This window comes from Vibrio sp. C8, from assembly GCF_054051265.1.
On the sequence record NZ_JBPAOE010000005.1, the window covers coordinates 83,971 to 107,070 of the forward strand.

22 protein-coding genes are annotated in these 23,100 nt (G+C 43.4%); 9 read left to right on the plus strand and 13 right to left on the minus strand.

All coding sequences use genetic code 11. The annotated features are described in order from the left end of the window. Window positions 1-110: 110 nt before the first annotated feature. The 3 genes from ACRQQK_RS03395 to dinB form a co-directional block, all read right to left on the minus strand. Window positions 111-1,664 (minus strand): sensor domain-containing diguanylate cyclase, encoded by a 1,554-nt coding sequence (locus ACRQQK_RS03395; protein WP_457510060.1) that lies wholly within the window; start codon window positions 1,662-1,664, stop codon window positions 111-113. A 53-nt stretch (window positions 1,665-1,717) separates the two neighbouring features. Beyond that, window positions 1,718-2,461 (minus strand): YggN family protein, encoded by a 744-nt coding sequence (locus ACRQQK_RS03400; RefSeq protein WP_457510061.1) that lies wholly within the window; start codon window positions 2,459-2,461, stop codon window positions 1,718-1,720. 184 nt (window positions 2,462-2,645) lie between these two features. Further along, complete coding sequence (gene dinB, locus ACRQQK_RS03405; RefSeq protein ID WP_457510062.1) at window positions 2,646-3,713, minus strand: DNA polymerase IV; 1,068 nt, start codon at window positions 3,711-3,713, stop codon at window positions 2,646-2,648. A gap of 141 nt (window positions 3,714-3,854) precedes the next feature. Here dinB and ACRQQK_RS03410 point away from each other — a divergent pair, with 141 nt between their 5' ends. Continuing rightward, window positions 3,855-5,144, plus strand: a complete 1,290-nt coding sequence (locus ACRQQK_RS03410) for a GGDEF domain-containing response regulator (RefSeq protein WP_457510063.1) — start codon at window positions 3,855-3,857, stop codon at window positions 5,142-5,144. Window positions 5,145-5,242: 98 nt separating this feature from the next. Here ACRQQK_RS03410 and nqrM read toward each other — a convergent pair whose 3' ends face one another. The 9 genes from nqrM to ACRQQK_RS03455 form a co-directional block, all read right to left on the minus strand. Then, window positions 5,243-5,476, minus strand: a complete 234-nt coding sequence (gene nqrM, locus ACRQQK_RS03415) for a (Na+)-NQR maturation NqrM (RefSeq protein ID WP_042480206.1) — start codon at window positions 5,474-5,476, stop codon at window positions 5,243-5,245. 19 nt (window positions 5,477-5,495) lie between these two features. Then, complete coding sequence (locus ACRQQK_RS03420; RefSeq protein ID WP_457510064.1) at window positions 5,496-6,503, minus strand: FAD:protein FMN transferase; 1,008 nt, start codon at window positions 6,501-6,503, stop codon at window positions 5,496-5,498. A gap of 143 nt (window positions 6,504-6,646) precedes the next feature. Further along, window positions 6,647-7,870: an NADH:ubiquinone reductase (Na(+)-transporting) subunit F gene (nqrF, locus tag ACRQQK_RS03425; RefSeq protein ID WP_457510065.1), complete on the minus strand. Its 1,224-nt coding sequence runs from the start codon at window positions 7,868-7,870 to the stop codon at window positions 6,647-6,649. 33 nt (window positions 7,871-7,903) lie between these two features. Beyond that, entirely contained in the window at window positions 7,904-8,500 is a 597-nt protein-coding gene (gene nqrE, locus ACRQQK_RS03430) for an NADH:ubiquinone reductase (Na(+)-transporting) subunit E (RefSeq protein ID WP_042480213.1), read from the minus strand. Window positions 8,501-8,507: 7 nt separating this feature from the next. After that, a complete protein-coding gene (locus tag ACRQQK_RS03435) occupies window positions 8,508-9,140 on the minus strand; it encodes an NADH:ubiquinone reductase (Na(+)-transporting) subunit D (protein WP_112403218.1) in 633 nt (210 codons plus the stop codon). Then, window positions 9,140-9,907 carry a Na(+)-translocating NADH-quinone reductase subunit C gene (locus ACRQQK_RS03440; RefSeq protein ID WP_112403220.1) on the minus strand — a complete coding sequence of 256 codons (768 nt, stop codon included), beginning with the start codon at window positions 9,905-9,907 and terminating at the stop codon, window positions 9,140-9,142. Before ACRQQK_RS03440 ends, ACRQQK_RS03435 begins: the two co-directional genes overlap by 1 nt. Continuing rightward, window positions 9,897-11,141 (minus strand): NADH:ubiquinone reductase (Na(+)-transporting) subunit B, encoded by a 1,245-nt coding sequence (locus tag ACRQQK_RS03445; RefSeq protein WP_102966123.1) that lies wholly within the window; start codon window positions 11,139-11,141, stop codon window positions 9,897-9,899. The genes ACRQQK_RS03440 and ACRQQK_RS03445 overlap by 11 nt, the downstream gene beginning before the upstream one ends. Window positions 11,142-11,146: 5 nt before the next feature. Beyond that, the gene (locus ACRQQK_RS03450; RefSeq protein ID WP_457510066.1) at window positions 11,147-12,487 is read right to left on the minus strand and encodes a Na(+)-translocating NADH-quinone reductase subunit A; all 1,341 of its coding nucleotides are present in this window, start codon (window positions 12,485-12,487) and stop codon (window positions 11,147-11,149) included. 483 nt (window positions 12,488-12,970) lie between these two features. Further along, the gene (locus ACRQQK_RS03455) at window positions 12,971-13,273 is read right to left on the minus strand and encodes a BolA/IbaG family iron-sulfur metabolism protein (protein ID WP_102963540.1); all 303 of its coding nucleotides are present in this window, start codon (window positions 13,271-13,273) and stop codon (window positions 12,971-12,973) included. Window positions 13,274-13,457: 184 nt separating this feature from the next. Here ACRQQK_RS03455 and ACRQQK_RS03460 point away from each other — a divergent pair, with 184 nt between their 5' ends. Genes ACRQQK_RS03460 through ACRQQK_RS03475 form a run of 4 tightly spaced genes read left to right on the plus strand, consistent with a single transcriptional unit; the run spans window position 13,458 to window position 17,235 of the window. Continuing rightward, complete coding sequence (locus ACRQQK_RS03460; protein ID WP_457510090.1) at window positions 13,458-14,588, plus strand: methyltransferase; 1,131 nt, start codon at window positions 13,458-13,460, stop codon at window positions 14,586-14,588. 57 nt (window positions 14,589-14,645) lie between these two features. Further along, the gene (locus ACRQQK_RS03465) at window positions 14,646-15,221 is read left to right on the plus strand and encodes a YajG family lipoprotein (protein ID WP_457510067.1); all 576 of its coding nucleotides are present in this window, start codon (window positions 14,646-14,648) and stop codon (window positions 15,219-15,221) included. A 28-nt stretch (window positions 15,222-15,249) separates the two neighbouring features. After that, entirely contained in the window at window positions 15,250-15,798 is a 549-nt protein-coding gene (locus tag ACRQQK_RS03470) for a peptidylprolyl isomerase (protein WP_457510091.1), read from the plus strand. 51 nt (window positions 15,799-15,849) lie between these two features. After that, entirely contained in the window at window positions 15,850-17,235 is a 1,386-nt protein-coding gene (locus tag ACRQQK_RS03475) for an AmpG family muropeptide MFS transporter (protein ID WP_457510068.1), read from the plus strand. 43 nt (window positions 17,236-17,278) lie between these two features. On the opposite strand, the gene ACRQQK_RS03480 is transcribed toward ACRQQK_RS03475, so the two are convergent. Then, window positions 17,279-18,700, minus strand: a complete 1,422-nt coding sequence (locus tag ACRQQK_RS03480; protein WP_457510069.1) for an MDR family MFS transporter — start codon at window positions 18,698-18,700, stop codon at window positions 17,279-17,281. A gap of 611 nt (window positions 18,701-19,311) precedes the next feature. On the opposite strand from ACRQQK_RS03480, the gene ACRQQK_RS03485 reads away from it, so the two are divergent. The 4 genes from ACRQQK_RS03485 to csdA all read left to right on the plus strand — a co-directional run bounded on the left by ACRQQK_RS03485 (window position 19,312) and on the right by csdA (window position 22,873). Continuing rightward, window positions 19,312-20,064 (plus strand): outer membrane protein OmpK, encoded by a 753-nt coding sequence (locus ACRQQK_RS03485; protein WP_457510070.1) that lies wholly within the window; start codon window positions 19,312-19,314, stop codon window positions 20,062-20,064. 111 nt (window positions 20,065-20,175) lie between these two features. Continuing rightward, the gene (panE, locus tag ACRQQK_RS03490) at window positions 20,176-21,069 is read left to right on the plus strand and encodes a 2-dehydropantoate 2-reductase (RefSeq protein ID WP_457510071.1); all 894 of its coding nucleotides are present in this window, start codon (window positions 20,176-20,178) and stop codon (window positions 21,067-21,069) included. After that, window positions 21,062-21,661 (plus strand): DJ-1 family glyoxalase III, encoded by a 600-nt coding sequence (locus tag ACRQQK_RS03495; RefSeq protein ID WP_102940401.1) that lies wholly within the window; start codon window positions 21,062-21,064, stop codon window positions 21,659-21,661. The genes panE and ACRQQK_RS03495 overlap by 8 nt, the downstream gene beginning before the upstream one ends. Then, the gene (gene csdA / locus ACRQQK_RS03500) at window positions 21,662-22,873 is read left to right on the plus strand and encodes a cysteine desulfurase CsdA (RefSeq protein ID WP_457510072.1); all 1,212 of its coding nucleotides are present in this window, start codon (window positions 21,662-21,664) and stop codon (window positions 22,871-22,873) included. It abuts the gene before it with no gap. Window positions 22,874-23,100 lie beyond the last annotated feature (227 nt).

Below are 23,100 nucleotides of genomic sequence, written 5' to 3' on the forward strand. Positions count from 1 at the left end.
TCAACAAACTAGTTGGCTAGTACATTAAATGAAATTGACTAGTGACACAATAAACACCAGTACAGTTTGCTGCTTTAATAGACAAATATTTAGCATTTATTACGTAATAATTAATTTACACCGATTAAACGCACAGAATGTTTGTTGAATTGTTGTACAACGTACTGATCTCTACCTTTTCTCTTTGCTGAATACAGTGCTTGATCAGCCTGATGAAACATTTCTTGAAAATAAGCCATGCTAGGTTTATCTATTTGCACTCCACCAATGCTAATAGATAAGTGTTCGCGCCCCGCTATAGGGATAAACGGATGAGGTATCTTCAAATTGGAAACCGCGTCTTTTAGCTTCTGTGCATGTTCACTTAGATTAATAGGCCCATCACTGGCCAATACCACACAGAACTCTTCACCACCAAAGCGAGCAACGATCTTGTCTCCGTTGTACTCAACAGCTTCAAGAGCTTTAGCAACAGCCTTTAAGGCATTGTCACCATCCATATGGCTCAAATTATCGTTATACAATTTGAAATAATCGACATCCACCAAATAGAGCGAAATATGACTAAAGTGATAGTCATTTATAAAAGCCGTCAGACGACTGTTTAAATGGCGGCGATTAGATAGCTCCGTAAGTGGGTCGTGCTCAGACTGCCAGCGTAGCTCTCGTCGGCTTGCCTCTAAGTCATTCATGATTTTGTTGATACTTCGAGCAAAGCCTTTCATCTCTTTTGAAATGAAATAAGACTCATCTGGAATGAAACCACCTTGTGCTTGAAACTTCTCCAATACCAGATTGGCGTTGGTGATGGGCTTGACCAAAGATTTAGCCAACAGAAGATTGATGAAATAGAACATGATAGAAAAAGCCAAAAGTGCAAACACCTCTTCCCAAACAATAAAGCTTGGAATTTTCACATGGTGAAATACCTTGATAACCACACTAGATCCGGCGTTGTAATCGAGCTTAGTGATATAGGAGACATTTTTAGCAGGCTCGAATGTTTGAGTGTTGCTTTCGTTAACTAGAATGTCGATCTGAATGCCGGTGGCTTTATTTATCTGCTGAGAGAAGCGCTCAGAAAGCTTCTTGAAGAAGATAATGTACCCTTTATCACAGCCTGATGCGTCACTATTACAAACACGAGAAGCAGCAGCAAAATAAGGCTCATTATCAATCACAATGAAGTGAACGACTGCTTTTACAAAACTAGTGTCCAACTGCTCTGCTTGGCTAAGAATTGTTGGGAAATATTGAGTATAACGCTCATCATCAACGAGATGGTTGGTCTCGATATCAAGCGTTTTTCCCCATACAAAGGTTTTATCTGCTGCAAAGACAAAAAAGCCATTTATGAGTTGTGATGTGTATGAGTGTGCACCAATACCGCTTTCGATAAATTCTTCATTTGGAGAACGGATGAACTCAACCATATCGTCCCAAGCAGCATAATCCACAATCGAATCACCCAGTTTAAGCTTGGCAATATCAATAACAGTTTCAACTCGTTCAATCTCTTCTCTCTGTAGTTCCTCGGCTTGTGCGATTTGACGATCATAGCTCCATAAATACTTAAACGCTAAGTAGCAGGCAACAAAACAAATCACAACAGATACAGCGGTTATGACCGTTATCCAACGAACACTAACATTGTTAAAACTCATCGCACCTTCAAATAGACCAAAGTAAAAAAGAGCGCTTGATGCGCTCTTTTAGTTTAGATCGTAAAGACTTGGTAATTCTTTAGTTCAGGTATCTTTTTGTGCAATTCTTGCTCCTGCTCAACAATATCATCAAGGGATTCACACAATTCTTTGCCTTCTTTTTCTACTGTAGCTTCATGCTCTCTCAAACGGGCTTCGAACTTCGCAGTCAGTTCACTCATGGTGTTGCCCAGTTCGGTCAGGTTTATACCACCGTCCTGTTTCATCTTTTCAGACACAGCATCAAACGCACTAGAGAAAAACTCCTGACTAAACATGGCTTTTGCTTTTTCAAAATCCTGTTGCCATTGCTGAGTCATAGATTCAAAGGTGTTGGCGGGTAAAACAAAATCTTCACCTTGGTAATAACGGCTTTCTACATCAGCAAAAAAATCTTTCATAGACTGCTTAACTCCTTCAAATGCGTTTGGCGCATCGAGGCTTTCCGCTACGTCATCTAGCAGCTCACTGGCGACATCCATTCCTTTCTGAGCCAGCGCTTTCGCACGGGGAACTGCTGAACTGACACTTTCTCGGTAAGATTGGATAGCTTGTTGCTGAGAACTGTCTAATTCAATTTGTTCACCATGAAGATAGAGACGGTTGCTTCCATCCATCACTGCGGTGTCGCCACTGGTTGTATGTATTTCAACACTAGAGCCACTTAGATGAACTTCATTTTGCACATCGATTTTACATTGAGCAGCCCAAACAGAAGAGCTACACAATAACGAAGCGAGTAAAATTGTCTTTTTCATACCTGTCTCTCAGGTCTGTTGACCTTTAGAAATTAAATTTTGCTTAACAATATCGAATGTTGATTAGTGATACGTTAATGCCGTGTCAGTTATTATGCCCAAAGCGCTGGGTTAGCAGATTTAGAGCAAGTGGAACGCTTAAATACTCAGGTATCTTAAGCTAAATCAGACTATAGAAAAAAGCCTAAAAGAAACTGAGCTGCTTAGATTGTTCTTCTGGTTTTAACATCACAGACAGCCCCAACAAGCGGATCTCTCGCCCCTTCTGACGTTTCAGAACATCACTAAGCAACTGCCTGAAATCATCCAGCTCCAACTGCGGGTGAATATGTTCTATGGTCGTAAGCTGAAAATCTGCGAACTTTACCTTAATCCCCTGTTTAATGATCGCTTTATCCGGACTCGCTTTTGCTAAACGAATATCCAGCTCAGGGAACAGCTTCCCTTCGATGACTTGCCAACACTCTTCATATGTCGAAATATTCTGGCTGAAAGTACGCTCAACCCCGACAGACTTACGCTCACGTTCTACGACCACTTCCCGATTATCAATCCCATGACTCTTCTTCCATAACGATGCACCTAAGCGACCAAACTTTCTCAGTAACTCACGGTAGTCACTGTTCTTGATATCTTCACAAAGAAAAAAGCCAGCTTGGTGTAACTTCTCTAAACTCACCTTCCCGACTCCGGGAATTTTCTCTAACGGTAGCTTATCAACGGTAGATTGCACCTCTTCCGGCGTAACCACAAACTGACCGTTAGGCTTATTGATATCAGAAGCGACTTTAGCCAAGAACTTTATCGGTGCGACTCCCGCTGATGCCGTCAACTCAAGCTCATTCCAAATGTCTCTGCGGATTGCTTGAGCGATCAACGTGGCACTTCCATGGCAGAGTTCGACATCGGTAACATCCAGAAAAGCTTCATCTAAGGATAGCGGTTCAATGATTGAGGTATAGCGCAGGAAAATGGCGTGAATTTTACGTGATACATCTTTATATACCGACATTCTACCGGGCACCACTAAGAGCTGAGGACACAACTTCAAAGCTTGAGCCGTTGGCATAGCAGAACGGACGCCAAATTTGCGCGCCTCATAATTACAGGTACTCAGCACTCCTCTTTGTTTCTCATGCCCTCCGACAGCTAACGGCCTGTCGCGATATAACGGGTTATCACGCATCTCTACTGCGGCATAAAAACAATCCATATCAATATGAATGATTTTTCTCGTCGATTCTTGTTCCACACGCCACCAGACAACTGTACAAAAACACAGTTATTGTAGAACCAATTTAAGCAAAACGAAAACAACTTTCTTCACATGACAAAATACCGACATAGTCCGTCAATTAATCATCTTATTCCTACATCTGATAACTCAGTTCTCATGTATAAAAGGCACCCTGTTAAAAAACCATCAATCGGCATCGATTTCAATCAAGGCAAAGCTATCGTGAATCGTTCAAGCAACTCTGTACTCGTTATAGATGGAAGTCGTACTTTTCGTAACTACCTTAGCACTCAACTTTCGGAGCTGGGGTTTGAGGTCATTGTGTGTGAAGATCTCGGGCAAACCAAGCAAATACTGGAGTTGAGAACTGACTTCGCCTTTGTTGTGTCGTGTTACCACCTTATCGATGCCGAAGATGGAGAAGTGATCGACCTCTTATTACACAAACAACTCAAAGTTGTCGTGCTTACCGCCAAATTTGAGCAGGAAACTCGTCAAAAGTTTCTTAAAAAGGGGGTTCTAGATTACATTCTCAAAGACAGCCTCAGCTCAGTGCAGTACGTCATTCCGTTTGCTAAACGTATCAAGAACAACCAGTTTCATCATGCGCTAATCGTGGATGACAGCACCATGATTCGACGTACTATTTGTCAACTACTAGAATCGCAGTACATTCGCACGACTCACGCCAGCAACGGTGAAGAAGCGCTGGAAAAACTGGCGGAAAATCCTGACATCAGCCTTATCATCAGCGACAACTATATGCCTGAAATGACCGGACTTGAGATGATTCGTGAAATCCGCCGTCACAGCACTCACGATGGTATTTCGATTCTTGGTTTATCCGGTTCAGACGATAAAACCATCACTGCTCAATATTTGAAAGCAGGTGCTAATGACTTCTTGCATAAGCCGTTTAATCAGGAAGAGCTGTTTTGTCGCGTAAACCAACTGCTTAATATGCAGGAAGCGACTAAGGAACTGTTTAAGCTTGCCAACCAAGACGCTCTAACCAGCCTGTGGAATCGCCGTTACTTATTCGACACTGTTGGCAAAAGTGAAGCAGAGCGCTGTATTGCCATGCTTGATATCGACTTCTTTAAGAAGGTCAATGATAACTATGGCCACGATGGTGGCGACGCCGCTTTGATTCACATATCAGATATTCTCAAAGCCTTTTTCGGTGATCAGGTTGTGGCCCGATTTGGTGGCGAAGAGTTCTGTATTCACTATGACGGTGAGTTCGAAAAGTTCTGTAAACAACTTGAACGCATGCGTCGATGTATTGAAGCTGATCAAGTTGAACATCAAGGTCAAGTAATCAAATACACTATCAGCATAGGTGCCACATCCATGAAAGGTACCCTTGATGAGCAGATAAAAGTTGCGGATATGCGTCTGTACAACGCCAAAGAAGGTGGACGAAACCAACTGGTTAACGCTTAAAATCTAACGCCTTAAATCTAATGCCTTATAACCATACTCAAACAAAAAGGGTTCTATCTAACGATAGAACCCTTTTTTAATCAGAACTGCTGACACGTTTACGCGATGCGGTCTTTTTCCCAAGCAGCCAATTTCTCAGCTCTTGCCGCTTCACGAGCTTCTCGTTTTTTACGTGCGTCACATGGCTCGGGACAATTACACACTTTCTCAATGCCAACTGCACCTAAACCACCACAACTGCCTTTGACGACTTTTTTCTGGAAAATATAGCCCACAGCCATCGCTGCGATAACAGCCAAAAAGACGCCGAAAGTAATCAGAAACGTACTCATAATGACAAACTCACTTCTGCTATTTGCGGTTTAAGAATGGTTTGAATGCGCTTGAAGAAATCTCTTCAAAACCGTCATCCGTTTTCACAATCATAAACACAGGAATATTATTTTGCTCTGCGATCTCAATACCTTTGCTTTCGCCTAACACCATTAGACCTGTTGCAAGACCATCCGCTGTCATACAGGATTTATCTAATACTGTTACCGATACAACACGGTTGTTAATAGGGCGCCCTGTTTGGGGATTAATAATATGCGAGTAACGCACACCATCACGCTCAAAGTAGTTACGATAATCACCAGAGGTAGCAATCGCATAGTCACCCGGTTCAATGACTTCTTGAATCGTGCGTTCATCCACTGTCGGTTTTTCTACCGCGATACGCCAACCGACACCTTCACGATTGACACCTTTCAAACGGATTTCACCACCGACTTCCACCATGTAATTAGCAACGCCTTGAGATTCAATATAGTCAGCAACCACATCCACACCCCAACCTTTAGCAATCGTCGAAAGGTCAACGTACAAATGAGGAAGGTCTTTACTCAGCATGTTGCCTTCAACACTCAAATGCTCAATACCGATGTTCGCTTTACGCTCTGCTAACTCTTCGTCGGTTGGAACCACTTCAGGACGCGCTTCTGGGCCAAACCCCCACAAGTTCACCAACGGGCCAACAGTGACATCAAGAGCCCCTAAAGTCACTTCGTTAAGACGAATCGCTTCACGAACCACAGTTGCAGTCTGAGGTGAAACTTCAAACGGAGTTGTGTCTTGGAACTGGTTAAAACGGCTCAGCTCTGACGTTTTGCGGTACGTTGACATCTGGTCGTTTACTTCTTCAAGTAAGCGATCGATCTCTTTGTGCAGATCTTCAGAAGACGGGATGCCATCTTGTTGAAGATATTTAATGTTGTATGTGGTGCCCATTGTTGGGCCGCTTAAATGAACTTGCTCGACTGGTTTTTCACAACCAGCTAAAAGCAATAAAGAAGCTAATGCAACAAGCCAAGTTTTCACTTGTTTACTCCTATTGAGATAAGTAGATATAGAGAATCCATGTGTTATTCCACACATAAACCTTACGAGATTCTCTATACAAACTTCAAAAAATTATGGCTGACTCAATTGAGTCAGCCATTAAATCAGATACTTAGCGGAGATTAACCACCGAAGTCATCCAACAAGATGTTTTCATCTTCTACACCAAGATCTTTCAGCATGCCGATAACAGCCGCGTTCATCATTGGTGGACCACACATGTAGTATTCACAATCTTCAGGAGCATCGTGATCCTTCAGATAGTTTTCGTACAATACATTGTGGATGAAGCCTGTATAACCATCCCAGTTATCTTCTGGTTGTGGGTCTGATAGCGCACAGTGCCATACGAAGTTGTCATTTTCAGCCGCTAGGCCGTCAAAGTCTTCCACGTAGAACATTTCACGCTTAGAACGAGCACCGTACCAGTAAGACATCTTACGCTTAGATTTCAGACGTTTTAGCTGATCGAAGATGTGTGAACGCATTGGAGCCATACCAGCACCACCACCCACAAACACCATTTCAGCATCTGTATCTTTCGCGAAGAACTCACCAAATGGACCAGAAATCGTACATTTATCACCAGCTTTTAGAGACCAAATGTACGAAGACATTTGACCCGGCGGTACGTTTGGATTGTTTGGCGGCGGAGTCGCGATACGTACGTTTAGCATAATAATGCCGAACTCTTCAGGGTAGTTCGCCATAGAGTATGCACGAATGATATCTTCATCTACCTTAGACTCGTAGCGGAACAGGTTAAACTTGTCCCAGTCGCCACGGTACTCTTCAGGTACATCGTAATCCGCGTATTTAACGTGGTGAGCAGGAGCTTCAATCTGGATGTAACCACCAGCACGGAAAGGTACTGATTCGCCATCTGGAATTTGTAGCTTAAGCTCTTTGATGAATGTCGCTTTGTTATCGTTAGAGATAACCGTACATTCCCACTTCTTAACGCCGAAGATCTCTTCAGGAAGTTCGATCTCCATATCAGTTTTCACTGCAACCTGACACGCTAGACGCTCACCTTCACGAGCTTCACCTTTAGTAATGTGGTCAAGCTCGGTCGGTAGAATGTCACCACCGCCAGATTTAATTTTTACGCGACACTGACCACAAGAGCCACCGCCACCACATGCCGATGACACGAATACGCCAGAATTCGCCAATGCGCCAAGAAGCTTGCCGCCTGGAGAAGTAATGATCGATTTGTCTGCATCGCCATTGATTGAGATTGTAATGTCACCTGTTGGTACTAGCTTAGATTTAGCGAATAAAATCACTAGAACTAGCGCTAGAACAATCAGAGTAAACATCACTACACCAAGAATAATGTCCATTGACTATTCCTTAATTGTTGCGGTTTACCCGTCTTACAGTTGAACACCAGAGAATGACATAAAGCCAAGCGCCATTAGACCAGCAGTGATAAAGGTAATACCTAAACCACGTAAACCTGGAGGCACGTCTGAATACTTCATTTTCTCACGGATACCTGCAAGAGCGACGATAGCTAGCATCCAGCCCAAACCTGAACCGAAACCATAAACTACAGACTCTGCGAAATTGTAATCACGCTGAACCATGAAAGATACACCACCAAAGATTGCACAGTTAACTGTGATCAATGGAAGGAAGATACCTAACGCGTTGTACAGAGGCGGGAAGAAACGGTCTAAGATCATTTCTAGAATCTGTACTAGTGCAGCGATTACACCGATAAAGGTAATGAAGTTAAGGAAACTTAAATCCACACCTTCAGCAAGCGCATCTGGTTTAAGAACTAGGTTGTAAACTAGGTTGTTCACAGGAACAGAGATGGTTAATACCACTGTTACCGCAATACCTAGACCAAATGATGTCTTAACTTTCTTCGATACCGCCAAGAAGGTACACATACCTAAGAAGAAAGACAGTGCCATGTTCTCGATGAAAATCGATTTCACCATCAAACTAATATAATGTTCCATGACAACCTTACTCCTTCGCTTCTACTTGTTCAGGCTTGAAGGTACGAATCGCCCAAATCATAAATCCGATCAGGAAGAAAGCCGAAGGTGCTAATAGCATTAAACCATTTGGCTGGTACCAACCACCATCTTTAACTAACGGTAGAACTTCCATACCAAACAACTTGCCAGAGCCAAACAACTCGCGGAAGAAGCCAACAGTGATAAGAACGAAACCATAGCCCAAACCGTTACCAATACCATCAATTAAAGAAGGAATCGGAGCTGACTTCATAGCGAACGCTTCAGCACGACCCATTACGATACAGTTAGTAATGATAAGACCAACGAAAACTGAAAGCTGTTTAGAGATATCGTATAGATACGCCTTCAAGATTTGGTCTACCACAATTACTAACGATGCAATGATCGCCATCTGTACGATGATACGTACACTACTAGGAATGTGGTTGCGAATAAGAGAAACGAAAAAGTTAGACAAAGCCGTTACAAACATTACCGCTAGAGTCATAACAAAAGCCGTTTCAAGCTTGGTCGTTACTGCCAAAGCAGAACAAACACCAAGAACTTGTAGCGCGATTGGGTTGTTATCCAATACAGGCGCTAACACACTCTTTTTAATATCTTTTGCGCTAGACATTAGTTCAGACCTCCGTCACGAACTTTTGCTAGGAATGGACCAAAGCCCATGTCACCTAACCAGAAGTCGAATGTGTGTTGAACACCGTTACTGGTTAATGTTGCACCTGATAAGGCATCAACACCATGCTCAGAACCTTGTGGTGCGCCACCTTTTACAACTTTAATTGCAGGTTTGTGGTTCTCATCGAACAGCTTTTTACCTACGAATTGAGCACGCCAGTTAGGGTTTTCAACTTCACCACCCAATCCAGGAGTTTCGCCTTGTTCGTAGTATGTAATACCAGCAACTGTGTTACCGTCGGTTTCCACAGCTACAAATGCATACATCATAGACCATAGGCCGTTACCATGAACGGGTAAAATTACTTTAGATACTTTGTCACCATCTTTCACAAGGTAAACAACACTTGTGTTTGAGCGGCGAAGAATTTTCGCAACATCTTCCTCAGGAGACAGTTTTACTGATTCACTAGGGGTTTTTGAAGCTTTACGCTGATCAAAAGTTGTTGCGTCACCTTTAACAAAGTCGCCACTGTCAAGGTCAATAAGACGAGGTTCAATGTACTTAGAGTACAACTCTGGAATCTTACCTTGTTCAGTGATACCTGCTACTTGAACGATTTTGCTTTGCTTATCAAGCATAGCATTCGCTTTTTGCTTGTCTCGCAGGCCAACAGCCGCTGTCGATACAATGATTGAGCACACTAGGCTCAATGCGATAACAACAAACAGCGTTTTCTTAATGCTATCGTTATTACTTGCCATAGCGCGATAATCTCCGCTTGATGTTTTTCTCTACCACAATATGGTCGAACAGAGGAGCAAATAGGTTAGCGAATAGAATCGCTAGCATCATGCCTTCTGGGTATGCAGGGTTAACCACACGGATTAGTACACACATAGCACCAATCAAAATACCGTATGCCCACTTACCTTTATCTGTAAACGACGCAGATACCGGGTCCGTTGCCATGAAGAACATACCGAATGCGAAGCCACCTAGAACTAGGTGCCAATGCCATGGCATGTTGAACATCATGTTGGTGTCAGAACCAATCACGTTGAACAACGTAGAAAGAGCAATCATACCGATCATCACACCAGCGATAATGCGCCATGAAGCAATACCCATGTACACGATGAATGCAGCACCGATTGCCAAAGCAAGCGTAGACACTTCACCAATTGAACCTGGGATATTACCAATGAATGCATCCATCCAAGTGATTGCTTGACCTGTTGCAGCATTCATCAGAGCACCGCTACCACCTTGAGTCCATTGACTAAGAGCAGTTGCGCCTGAGAAACCATCCGCAGCGGTCCAAACTAAATCACCAGAGATTTGCGCTGGGTATGCAAAGAATAAGAATGCACGACCTGCTAGAGCTGGGTTTAGGAAGTTACGACCAGTACCACCAAAGATTTCTTTAGCCACAACAACACCGAAGGTGATACCTAACGCTGCTTGCCATAGAGGAAGCGTTGGCGGAACGATCAATGCGAAAAGAATCGAAGTTACAAAGAAACCTTCGTTTACTTCGTGCTTACGCACCATACAGAACAATACTTCCCAGAAACCACCAACAATAAATACTGTTGCATAAATTGGAAGGAAGTAAGTTGCACCTAACAGAATTTTACTACCCCAACCTGCATCAGACGACATAGTGCCGCCTAGCATTTCAGTCAGCCAGTAATGCCAGTTGCCATCAATGATGGTTGCAAGTTGATCACTTGCGTACAAGTGATGAAGTGCAGAGATAGCCTGGCCACCTGCGTTATACATACCCCAGAACATTGCTGGGAACACAGCTAACCAAACCATGATCATGATACGTTTTAAATCAACGCTATCACGGACATGAGCGCCTCTCTTTGTCACAAGACCCGGCGTGTAAAACAGAGTTGCAGCAGCTTCATACAAAGCAAACCATTTCTCGTGTTTACCACCTGGTTCAAAGTGATGCTCGATGTCTTCAAGAAACTTTTTAAGGCCCATGAAAATTACCCTTCTTTCTCAATCTTATCGAGGCATTCACGAAGTAACGGACCGTACTCGTATTTACCAGGACATACAAAGGTACACAATGCTAGATCTTCTTCATCAAGCTCCAATGCGCCAAGGCGTACTGCACTATCAGTGTCACCAGCACACAGATCACGAAGCAACAGAGTTGGCTCCATATCTAGCGGCATAACTTTTTCGTAGTTACCAATTGGCACCATTGCGCGATCACTACCGTTAGTCGTTGTTGTCATGTTGAACAACTGACCTTTGAATAAGTGACCTAAGAATGAGCGAGTAACAGAGAACTTGTTCTTACCAGGCATTGCCCAACCAAACAGTTCTTTCTCACGACCTTCGCGAAGAACAGAAACCTGTAAGTGATAACGACCTAAGTAAGCATGTGGACCTGTAGCTTTAGTACCTGTTAGTACTGAACCAGAGATCACGCGAACTTCGCCAGGCATCATTTCGCTATCCGTCAATTGCTCTAGGCTTGCACCTAATACAGTACGGATTAATCGAGGATTATTTACGACAGGACCCGCAAGAGAAATAACACGCTCGCTGTATAACTCACCAGTAAGGAACAATTTACCGACAGCGATAACGTCCTGGTAGTTAATGTACCATGCCACATTTTCTGCATTTACAGGATGCAGGAAATGCATGTGTGTACCAGCTAAACCTGCTGGGTGAGGGCCGTCAAAGACATGTTCTTCAACATTAGACTGAGTTGAGCGTGGTAAGCTGGTACCTTTTTTACAAACGTACACTTTACCTTCAGTCAAAGCTGAAAGTACATCAAGACCAGCAACGAAGGCTTCCGAATTGTCGTTGATGATAACCGTCGGCTCTGCTGCTAATGGATTAGTATCCATGGCAGAAACAAAAATAGCCTTAGTCGTCGAATCAACTGCAGGAACCTTGCTGAACGGACGAGTACGCAGCGATGTCCAAAGACCAGAATCAACCAGTTGAGTTTTCACCGCTTCGCGGTCAAGACTTCCTAATTGATTAGCTTCAAACTTGTCAAACGTCACTTGGTCATCACCTGCAACTTCAATCACTACAGACTGAAGTACACGTTTTGCACCACGATTAATTTCAACAACTTTACCGCTGACCGGTGAAGTAAATTTCACTCCCGGATTCTTCTTATCTTCAAAAAGAACTTGAGCTTTCTTTACTTCATCACCTACGCGAACATGCATAGTAGGACGCATGCCGACGTACTCTTCGCCAAGCAAGGCGACTTTGTTGATGGCTTTGCCATCATTAATCACCTGGGAAGGAGTTCCTGCGATAGGAAGGTCCAAACCCTTTTTTATTGTAATCATACGCACTTGCACTACTTTATCGGGAAAAAGATTCATTCATTGCGCAAATTGGAGGCGGTGGTCATCAGTACTTCTACTGGAAGTGTGTAATGACAAAACTAAACCGTCTCTAGACACGACATTATTATATCTGCCCGCCTTGGTTGTTTAATCACCAAAAGCGCAACATACTTTTAAAAATCACATTACAGATTTGAGATGAGATTTATCAAGGGCAGTAGTTTAGCACCTTTTACGAATACGATTCCATTCAAGATCTCTAGATTCGTGATTTTATTTGGGCACAAATTCGTTTAAAAGGCGCATTAATAATCATTATTTTGATATGTCGCACAATTATTTTCACCCCCTCAATATCAGGGGTATTTTTTGCATTTTTTTTTAAAAAAATGGGTTATACGCCGTTTTACAGAATGACTGCTGTATTAAAATTGTTAAACAATCATCCAAATCAAGAGCAATTCATGAGCACTTAGCTCATCACTATCCACCCAAACACATCGGGCTATCTGGCGCTTGTTTCTTCAACTCATCCCACTCTTGTGGTGTGTAAGTATGTATAGCCAGAGCATGAATATGGTTGCTTAACTCTTCCGACAAAGTTTGATTGACTTGACGGTGACGCATAATCAAACGTTGCCCTTCAAAGCTCGAAGTGACAATTACTACTTTAAAGTGACTCTCTGAGCCGGGTGCCACATTATGCATATAGCTTTCATTCACAACCTGTAAATGATGAGGTTGAAATGTATCTTGTAGCTTAGTCTCAATGACTTGTTGAATCATAATGCTCCCTTCTTTCACACACTGATATAACAAAACCAACAAACAGTTTACTTTGGCGAGCTTTGCTTTGACAAACACAAACCACAGGTTCGACCAACAAAATACCAGCGAAAGGTTTATGTTTCTTGATCGTCGAGCATCTGAGACAATAATAGTGTCTTTAAAACTATCAATTAAACCGAATATGAAAACTGAGCTTTCGCTATTTGAACATACGCTAACCCTTCATCGCTTCCCGATTCGTAATAATGAACTTCTGCAGGCTTGGGATGCAGGTGATGAGTATCTGATCTCGCATATTGAAGAGCTAGCGCTAACCTCATCAAAACGCATTTTGATTTTGAATGATTCATTCGGCGCACTCACTTGTTGGTTTTCAGCACAGCATCAAGTGTTCATGATGAGTGATTCTTTCATTGCTCACAAAGCAACACTGGAAAACTTAAAACGTAACTCTTGCAATGACGTGACACTTCTCAACACCATGGATGAGATACCTAACGACATCGATCTGGTGTTGATGCAAATCCCTCGAAACAACCGCCATTTGGTGTGGATTCTGAGTAAGCTTCGTCAATCTGTAGACGAAAAATGCCCCATTATTTCTGTCAACAAAGCAAAAGAGATTCATTCTTCAACACTGCAGTTGTTTGAGAAGTATTTGGGGGAAACTAAGACATCTCTGGCATGGAAAAAACACCGCTTAGTGTTTTCTTTTGCCAATTGCACACCAGTACCAAATGTGGATGAAGAAGTTCGATGGGAAGTCGAAAACGAACAGATGAGCTTAGTGAATCTTCCCAATGTCTATTCTGGCGAGAGCCTCGACCAAGGCGCCCGCTTGCTGCTTGAACATTTGCCTAGTGAAGACCTCACGGACTTCATCGACCTAGGTTGTGGAAATGGCGTGTTATCGATAAAACTGTCGAGGTTAAATCCTAATGCCTCGATTACCTGTGTTGACGAAAGCTTTATGGCGGTGGAAGCCGCTAGACGCAACCTGAATGACAATTTGCAATCACAACCTGAGATAACCTGCGTCGCGAACAATTGTTTAGATGAGTTTGAATCAGAGAGCGCATCGTTTATCGTATGCAATCCCCCTTTTCATCAACAACAAGCAATCACAGATCATATCGCATGGCAGATGTTCTGTGATTCAAAGCAAGTTCTTAAAAAAGGGGGCAAATTATTGGTTATCGGCAATCGCCACCTCGGATACGATATAAAACTTGCTCGCCTTTTCGGTCACACACAAGTAAAGACTGTCGCTAGCAACAATAAATTTGTTATCTTACAAGCTACTAAGTATTAGGGTCTGGTGACCTTAAGCATGTTTCTGACATGCCAAAACAAACGAAAGGAATTGACCATGAAAAAACTGGTTCTCGCTGCTTCTATTGCTTTATTGGCCGCTTGCTCTGCACCTCAGCAACAGCAGGTAAGCTTCAATCCTACAGCTGTTTTAAGTAACAGTGATATCGTGACAAACGGCAAGTTCACTTTGGTTAGTAAAGACGTTCGCTCTGCGCAATATGTGGCTTTAGTCGATAGCGGCCGTAACAACATCGAACCTGTTCATGCACGACAAAATGTTCGTATCGCTTTGGAAAATGCACTTTCAAGCCAGTTTGATTCTCAAGGTTTTACGATCACAGTAAACAGCGAAAACATGTTGACGCTTGAAATCCAAGAAGCCTTGGTGACTGTGACTCATACCATCATGGAAAATGAGATGAACGGTAAAGTTCTGCTACAGCTGACAGCAGAAACACCTAAAGGTAAATTAGTGAAAAGCTATACAGGTACAGCAAAACGTACTGGTGCTCTAAGCGCTTCAAATGAAGATATTGAACAAGTTCTCAATGATGTTGTGAACCTTGTTCTTAAAGAAATCGCAGCAGACACAGAACTGCAAAACTACATGAAGGAGCGTTTCCATGGTTAAAAAACTATCCATGGTGAAAAGAATGTCCATGGTGAAAGGCTCTTTGGCTGCGATCGCTATTGCAGCGAGCAGCTATGTTTGGGCAGGACCTCAAGTTGAAGTTGAAACCACTTTAGGCACTTTCACCATTGAATTGAACGAAGAACAGGCGCCAATCAGTGCAGCCAACTTCCTTCGCTACGTTGAAGACGGCAGTTATGTCGGTACTATCTTCCACCGCATTATCCCAGGCTTTATGGCACAAGGTGGCGGTTTTGATACCGATATGAAGCAAGTCAGCACCTATGCTCCAATTCAAAATGAAGCGAGCAACGGTTTACGCAATGACACCGCGACAATTGCTATGGCTCGTACCAACGATCCAAATTCAGCCACGCGTCAGTTCTATATCAACCTCGTTGATAACGATTTTCTGAACTACGGTCAACGCCCACCAGGCTACGCTGTGTTCGGTCAAGTCACCAAAGGTTTTGAAGTCGTTCAAAAGATGGCTCAACAACCTACTCGATCAATTGGCTACATGAAGGATGTTCCTGTAACACCTATCATCATCACCAACGCCACTCTGATTAAATAACACCTAAAGCTCCGATCTATTCGGAGCTCTTTTTCCGACAAGGAAAGGTCCATGCAACAAGAAAATCAATCTCTCACTTGGGTTGAGACTATTCGTAGCTACTTCGATAAGCGTCTGCTTTGGGTATTGATGCTCGGATGCTCCAGCGGTTTCCCTTGGGTATTGATTGGCTCGAACATGTCTGGCTGGTTAAAGGATGCGGGGCTGACTCGTAGCGCCATTGGCTATTTTGGCAGTGTGTTTGCGGTCTATGCGATTAACTTTTTGTGGGCACCTGCGGTTGACCGAGTTCGCTTACCCGTCTTGCACTCACTGCTTGGACAGCGCCGCAGTTGGATACTCCTTTGTCAGGTTCTGATTTTAATTTGTACGCTGTTTATTGCTGGCGTGAACCCAGCGACAAACCTGATGCTGACGTCCATGCTCGCCTTAGGTATTGCGATTGCTTCGGCAACTCAAGATATTGCGGTTGATGCATTTCGTATTGATACCTTTCCAAAATCGGAATCCAGTAAACTGCCACAAGCTTCTGCTATGGCGGTGATTGGTTGGTGGACGGGCTATTCAGTTCCCGGCTATCTGGCATTTATCAACGCTGATTCAATGGGCTGGAATGGCGTGTACTACGGCATGGCTGCCATCGTTGGTGTATTGATTCTGTTTACTCTTCTGGTTGGCGAACCTAACACCAACCGAGAAGCACTGCAGAAACAAGCCGAACAGCGACACAACAGAGTGGTTCACTCAAAAACCATGGCTTGGTTGAGTGTAACCGTATTGGAACCATTTATTGATTTCTTCCGCCGCAACGGTACTTCGGTGGCAATTACACTGTTGTTGTTCGTTTTCCTATTTAAGATTGGTGAAGCGTTCCTAGGCAGAATGTCTATCGCGTTTTACAAAGAAATCGGCTTCAGCAACGAGCAGATTGGTTACTACTCCAAATTGATTGGCTGGGGTATTACTATGCTGTTTACCCTACTTGGCAGTATGGTAAACGTGCGTTTCGGCATTGTCCGCGGTTTGATGATTGGTGGTATCGCCATGTCAGCCAGTAACTTAATGTTCTCTTGGATTGCTCAAGTTGGTCCAAATGAACATCTGTTCCTCGCCACCATTATTGTTGATAACTTCACGACAGCGTTTTCAACTGTCGCCTTCGTCTCCTTCTTGACGGTGATGACGGGGCAGGCATTCTCTGCAACTCAGTACGCCTTGCTAGCCTCATTAGGCAACTTCGGCCGCACCACGCTGGCCTCTTTCAGTGGCGAGCTGGCGGACTACTTAAATGATTGGTCGCTGTTCTTCATTTTGACGGCTTTGATGGTTATTCCAAGTTTGATCATGTTGTATACATTGCGTCATTACTTCACAAACATGCTAAATAAAGCGAAAGAGCACAAAGAAGAACTGGTAGAAGAAAAAATAGTGAAATAAAAACAAGAGGGAACCTTAGGTTCCCTCTTGTTTACCCACTGAGTTATTCGTAGTCATCTAAATGAATGCGCGGTGCTCTTGCGGCATTCACCGCGCAGATAAGAGCAAGAGTCCCTGCGAGCAAGAAACCCGTCTGGAAAGCATTAGAAATCACAGGCTGCGGTGTATTGAGTAACTCACTGAGTGAGCCTTCTGCACTGAAATTCGGAATCAGTGAGTAAATCAATGTACCAAACACCGCAGTACCCACAGAAGCTCCGACAGAACGGCTTAGCGATCCCATTGATGTGATTCGGCCTAAATTTTCTTTTCCAGCAATGGTCTGAATTTGCAGTTGAGTCGACGGCATAACCGTTCCGAATCCCAAACCACATAAGCAACCAAATAAACTCACAACATAAGGCCCGAAATCAAACATCGCCAATGAGAAAAATGCCAGACAGCTTAACGACATGCCCATCACAGGCATCCATTTAGGGATACCCGTTTTGGCGATAACCTTACCTGTAATATAAGAACCACTAATCATTCCCGCAGACAACGGCATCAACAGTAGTCCAGCAGTCGCTGCGGAAGTATTGAGCCCCACCTGAAGATAAATCGGTAAGAAGAACACCAATGAAAACAAGCACGCTGCAAATAAGAAGGTGGAAGTGAGTGGAATATAGATTTCTTTTTGCACTAGAAGCCGCAAAGGAAGAAACGAGTGAGAAACCCTTTTTTGTTGCACAACAAACACAACTAGCAACACAGAGAAAGTAGCGAGAAGCGTTAAACTGGTTGAAGAGTCCCACGGGAAGTAATGCCCACCAGCAGATAACCAATAGATAATCGCAGTCATCATGCTTGGAAATAGAATTAATCCAAAGAAATCTATCGGCTTTTTCTCGGCTTTACGGCTCACTTGTTCCAGTTTTGCTAAACGATACAGTGCAAATCCAATTAGGGGTAAGTTAAACCAAAACAACCAATGCCAAGTTAGATAGGTCACCACAACACCACCAAGCACAGGGCCACAGATACTGGATAAAGCAAACAAAGAGGCAAAATAACCTTGGAACTTGGCTCTTTGTCTAGGCGGAACATATTCACTAATCAAAGCTTGAGACAGGCTCATTAAGCCGCCACTCCCTAGCCCCTGAACAATTCGGCCAAACACTAAACCGTGCATACTCACGGCTAACGCGCAAACCACAGAACCAACGGCAAAAATGCAGAGCGCAATCATCAGCATTTTTTTACGACCATACTGATCACCAAGCCAACCATACACAGGTACGGAAGCGGCACCCGCAAGCATATAACCAATTGCAATCCAAGATGAAAGCTGAATATTACCCAGATCTCTGACCATTACGGGTGTTGCGGTTGCTAACAGTGTTTGATCGATAGCCGCCAAAAACATCGGCAAAAAGACTGTGGTAAAGATGGTAAGAAAGGTTTTCTTATCTATCGGCTCCGCCATGGTATTCCTTCATTGATAACCAGTGCCAACATCATACACTGAAATAGCGTTTTATTAATCTGATAGCACCCAATGGGTTCATTTCTAACCTTGACATAAGCCACTGTATAAAAAGATTAAACCAACATATTTAATAAAAATAACTTGCATAAATTATTTTTAAATGAACAAAGGTACCCTTTCATTTCCTGCCTAGATTGAGCACAAAAAATGCTTAATAAACTCGTTCAAAAAGACAGACAAAAAGCGCCAGCACTCATATAAAACAAGGCTTACAAAACGAGTTTAATACCAACCATAAACCAACTGAATATTTAGCAAAACATCATCTTCCAAGCTTTATTAACAAAACATGTTGGTTAATCGATCTGCTTCAAAAACAACAACCGAAAAATTTTAAGTGACAAAAATCACATTAAAAATGCAATAAAATGAAATTTAAATTTAGTTCACTTTTTATTTAAATTAATTAGATCTAACTCACAATGTTTATCCACTTTTGCAACTTTTCTCACTTTCAATTGAGATTTAAATCGCTATCATGCACCCAAATTGGACAGGCGGTAATCAAGCCGCTCCTGAATTGATACAAAACATAGAGAGTTACCCTTATGCGTAAATCACTTCTTACTCTTGGCGTTATTGCTGCAGCTGCTGCGGTTCCTGCTCAAGCAGAATATCTATATGGTTTTGGTAGTATGTATGCTGACTACCAAGTTTGGGACCAAGGATTTGGCAATGATAATGACAACTTCGGTGGTGATATTTCTGATCGCAACCAAGCTGTAATCGGTATCGAAGGTGGTGCTGGTTTCGATTGGGGTCAAATCTATGGTTTTTATGATTATGAAGGTGTAGATCGTGCTGGTGATGACCGTGGTGCTTCAACCAAAGGTACTATTCACTACAATCTTACTGAATCAGGCGTATCTCTTTACGGTCAGGTTTATAACACTGACGCAGATAAAGCTGCATTCCATGAGCAAAACCGAGTTCTAGGTTTAGGTTTCACTGGTCTTAAAGGTCAAGGATGGGGGTTCACTCCATTTATTGGTGTACACCAAATTAACAGCGGCGACATCAGCGGCAACAATGGCGGCATGTTAGGTTGGGTGGGTTACTACAACACTGATATTGCTGGTCAAAACTTTACTTTCTCAACTTGGGGTGAGTACGAATTTGCACGCAATGATGAATACTCAGCGGTTCAAGGTGGTGATTACGGTTTAAACGGTAGTATCAATGCTCTATGGAACTTCCACAAAGACTGGTCTGCAGGTGTTCTTTACCGTTACACAGTAAACAAACTAGCTCGTGAAGGTTACGAAGATCTAGTGATTTACCGTCTACAATACAACTTCTAATAAAAGTCTAAATTGCTCGAAAGGCGCCGATTGGCGCCTTTTTTATTGCTTTCCCAGTCCTGCTCATTATCCTTAGCCGCAGAGATTATTTAGCGGTGGTTTTAGGGAAATATGAATATCGTCATTGTTGGTCCGGGTGCAATTGGCAGCCTATGGGCGTACAAGCTGCATCAGGCTGGACACAAGGTTTCCTTGTGGGGCACTAAGCAAAACCAACAGTGGATGTTGGCAGCGGATGATTCCCCTGAAATTTTATTTAGCTATAACCAACCACAGACTCTTATCGATGCGGATCTTTTACTGATCACAGTAAAAGCATGGCAAGTTGAAGCCGCGATAACTCCACTCCTACCTCATGTGAACAAAGATGCCATTTTGCTTTTTATGCATAATGGTATGGGGGCTGCTGATAACATCGCAGAACTGATATCCGAGTATCCGGTCGTCATCGCCACCACAACCCACGGCGCACTTAAAGTCGACGCTCATCATGTAAAACACACGGGAATTGGTCAAACTCAGCTTGGCGCTTTCAACTTAAAAGGCAGCCAGTGTATCTTTCTGGTTGATGTATTGAACCACGCTTTACCGACAGTATCGTGGAACCCAAGCATACAGCTTGCTCTGTGGAATAAATTAGCCATCAACTGCGCAATCAATCCCCTGACAGCCATTCACCAATGTCTGAATGGTGCACTAGAAGAAGACAGATTTCGCCCGACACTGAACGCTGTAATTGACGAGTTAGTGTGTGTGATGCAAGCAGAAGAGATTCCCGTCGACAGGAAGCAACTGACAACCACCATCGACAATGTCATTCGCGCCACAGCAGCTAATAAATCATCAATGCATCAAGATATTTTCTATCGTCGTCAAACCGAGATAGACTTCATTACAGGCTACCTTGTACGTAAAGCTCAACAACATGGCATAGAAGTGCCAGCCAATAGTGAGCTGTACAAGCAAATCCAATTATTAGAAAAATACGGAAAACATCATGACTAAACGCATACTTGTTCCTATCGCTCCGGGTACGGAGGAAATGGAAGCGGTAACCATCATTGATATTCTGGTACGTGCTGGCTATCAGGTCGTGGTGGCGAGTGCCGATTTTGAAGGCAAACTCACCATGAAGGCGTCTCGTGGCGTGACCTTAACAGCCGATTGCAAGTTGGTTGATATCGCAGATGAAGAGTTCGACGCTGTTGTTCTACCGGGCGGCGTGCAAGGCTCCGAGAACTTCCGTGACAGCACCGTTTTGGTTGAAATCATCAAGCAACAAAAGTACGACGGACGCTTAGTTGCTGCTATCTGTGCTGCGCCGGCAGTCGTTCTAATTCATCATGATCTTTTCCCAGGTGCGTTAATGACAGGCCACCCGAATTTTAAAGACCATATTCCTGAAGATTTATGGCGCAACCGTCGCGTAACTTACGATGTGAACAACAACCTTCTCACCAGCCAAGGTCCAGGTTCAGCGTTAGAGTTTTCTATTGAGATCATTGCCCTACTCTCTGGTAAAGCGTTGGCTCGTGAAATTGCACTGCCTATGGTTCCAGTGCCACAGCTGAACTATGAAAAATACGGTGAGGCATAAATGCTGGATATCAACGGCATTCGTGCGCAATTTCCAGCCCTGTCTCAGAACGTCAATAATGAACCCTTGGTTTATCTCGATAGCGCAGCAACCACTCAGAAACCTCAAGTCGTCATTGATGCGATCACTCATTACTACAGCGCGCAAAATGCTAATGTGCATCGCGGCAGTCACAGCTTAACCGCGCACGCCACCAGCCAGTTTGAAGCAGCAAGAGATAATGTCGCGCAATTTATTGGTGCGAAGAGCAGTAAGAGTATTATCTGGACTCGCGGCGCCACCGAAGCGCTGAATCTGATCGCTCAAACCTATGCGAGAAACACGCTCAACGTCGGTGATGAAATACTGATTAGTGAGATGGAACATCACGCGAATATCGTGCCTTGGCAGATCGTTGCACAACAAACGGGTGCGACGATTGTAAAAGTACCAATGACGCAAGATGGCGAATTCGATTTAGCGGCATTCCATCAGTTGCTGACCACTAACACCAAGATCGTCGCATTAGCTCATATCACTAACGTGACGGGATGCCGTCAACCGATTGAGGAAGTTATTCAAGCGGCTCGGCTTAAAGGGGCGGTTGTCGTTGTCGATGGCGCTCAAGGCATAGTGCATGAAAAAGTGGATGTCTCTGCATTAGATGCTGATTTCTACGTATTCTCTGGTCACAAACTCTATGCTCCTGCGGGTATTGGGGTTCTTTACGGAAAGTTAGATCTGCTAGAGGCGATGCCACCTTGGCACGGAGGCGGCAAGATGGTCGAGAAAGTGTCGTTCTCTGGCACAACCTTCTCAGGCTTACCTGGCAAATTTGAAGCAGGCACTCCAAACGTAGCAGGAGCGATAGCTTTAAGCTGTGCAATTGACTGGTATGAAAGCTTTGATAGAAATGCCATCGAAGATCATATTCATCAGCTCCAACACAAAACTTATCAGGCATTAAGTGCGATTGATGACATTCGTGTATTGGGTTACCAAAGTAACGCCAGTGTCTTAAGTATTGTTATGGATGGTGTTCATCATCAAGATTTAGCGACTTTGCTTGATCAACAAGGAATCGCTGTTCGCGCAGGACATCATTGCGCCCATCCTCTGATGGAAGCGTTTGGTGTAAAAGGAACCGTGAGAATTTCGTTTGGTATCTACAATACGGATGAGGATGTCGACCGCTTAATTGTAGCTATCGAAAAAGCTGTCGATATGCTGTAAGGCTCATTTGTTTTTTACTTAATAGCCGCATAAATTGCGGCTATGTCACTTTTTTCTACAGGTAAAAAAGTAACCAAAAAACCCGTTTGCCAACATTCCCTTTTTTCATTGACTTCCAAGAATGATTTCTAGCTACCATGTTGAATGCCACTTCCTGTGGCAGTCAACATTTAGCCTAGCTTCCCTGCTAGGCTATAGCTGATCATTCTTTCCACTCAATGAGGGAA

Excerpts from the sequence above, each read along its gene's own strand:
- panE (WP_457510071.1), top strand. The coding sequence starts at position 20,176 with ATGAATATCGTCATTGTTGGTCCGGGTGCAATTGGCAGCCTATGGGCG.
- ACRQQK_RS03440 (WP_112403220.1), bottom strand. The coding sequence starts at position 9,907 with ATGGCAAGTAATAACGATAGCATTAAGAAAACGCTGTTTGTTGTTATC.
- ACRQQK_RS03495 (WP_102940401.1), top strand. The coding sequence starts at position 21,062 with ATGACTAAACGCATACTTGTTCCTATCGCTCCGGGTACGGAGGAAATG.
- ACRQQK_RS03480 (WP_457510069.1), bottom strand. The coding sequence starts at position 18,700 with ATGGCGGAGCCGATAGATAAGAAAACCTTTCTTACCATCTTTACCACA.
- nqrF (WP_457510065.1), bottom strand. The coding sequence starts at position 7,870 with ATGGACATTATTCTTGGTGTAGTGATGTTTACTCTGATTGTTCTAGCG.
- ACRQQK_RS03470 (WP_457510091.1), top strand. The coding sequence starts at position 15,250 with ATGGTGAAAGGCTCTTTGGCTGCGATCGCTATTGCAGCGAGCAGCTAT.
- ACRQQK_RS03445 (WP_102966123.1), bottom strand. The coding sequence starts at position 11,141 with ATGGGCCTTAAAAAGTTTCTTGAAGACATCGAGCATCACTTTGAACCA.
- ACRQQK_RS03450 (WP_457510066.1), bottom strand. The coding sequence starts at position 12,487 with ATGATTACAATAAAAAAGGGTTTGGACCTTCCTATCGCAGGAACTCCT.
- nqrE (WP_042480213.1), bottom strand. The coding sequence starts at position 8,500 with ATGGAACATTATATTAGTTTGATGGTGAAATCGATTTTCATCGAGAAC.
- ACRQQK_RS03410 (WP_457510063.1), top strand. The coding sequence starts at position 3,855 with ATGTATAAAAGGCACCCTGTTAAAAAACCATCAATCGGCATCGATTTC.
- ACRQQK_RS03400 (WP_457510061.1), bottom strand. The coding sequence starts at position 2,461 with ATGAAAAAGACAATTTTACTCGCTTCGTTATTGTGTAGCTCTTCTGTT.
- ACRQQK_RS03475 (WP_457510068.1), top strand. The coding sequence starts at position 15,850 with ATGCAACAAGAAAATCAATCTCTCACTTGGGTTGAGACTATTCGTAGC.
- ACRQQK_RS03485 (WP_457510070.1), top strand. The coding sequence starts at position 19,312 with ATGCGTAAATCACTTCTTACTCTTGGCGTTATTGCTGCAGCTGCTGCG.
- nqrM (WP_042480206.1), bottom strand. The coding sequence starts at position 5,476 with ATGAGTACGTTTCTGATTACTTTCGGCGTCTTTTTGGCTGTTATCGCA.
- ACRQQK_RS03465 (WP_457510067.1), top strand. The coding sequence starts at position 14,646 with ATGAAAAAACTGGTTCTCGCTGCTTCTATTGCTTTATTGGCCGCTTGC.
- ACRQQK_RS03435 (WP_112403218.1), bottom strand. The coding sequence starts at position 9,140 with ATGTCTAGCGCAAAAGATATTAAAAAGAGTGTGTTAGCGCCTGTATTG.
- ACRQQK_RS03395 (WP_457510060.1), bottom strand. The coding sequence starts at position 1,664 with ATGAGTTTTAACAATGTTAGTGTTCGTTGGATAACGGTCATAACCGCT.
- csdA (WP_457510072.1), top strand. The coding sequence starts at position 21,662 with ATGCTGGATATCAACGGCATTCGTGCGCAATTTCCAGCCCTGTCTCAG.
- ACRQQK_RS03460 (WP_457510090.1), top strand. The coding sequence starts at position 13,458 with ATGAAAACTGAGCTTTCGCTATTTGAACATACGCTAACCCTTCATCGC.
- ACRQQK_RS03455 (WP_102963540.1), bottom strand. The coding sequence starts at position 13,273 with ATGATTCAACAAGTCATTGAGACTAAGCTACAAGATACATTTCAACCT.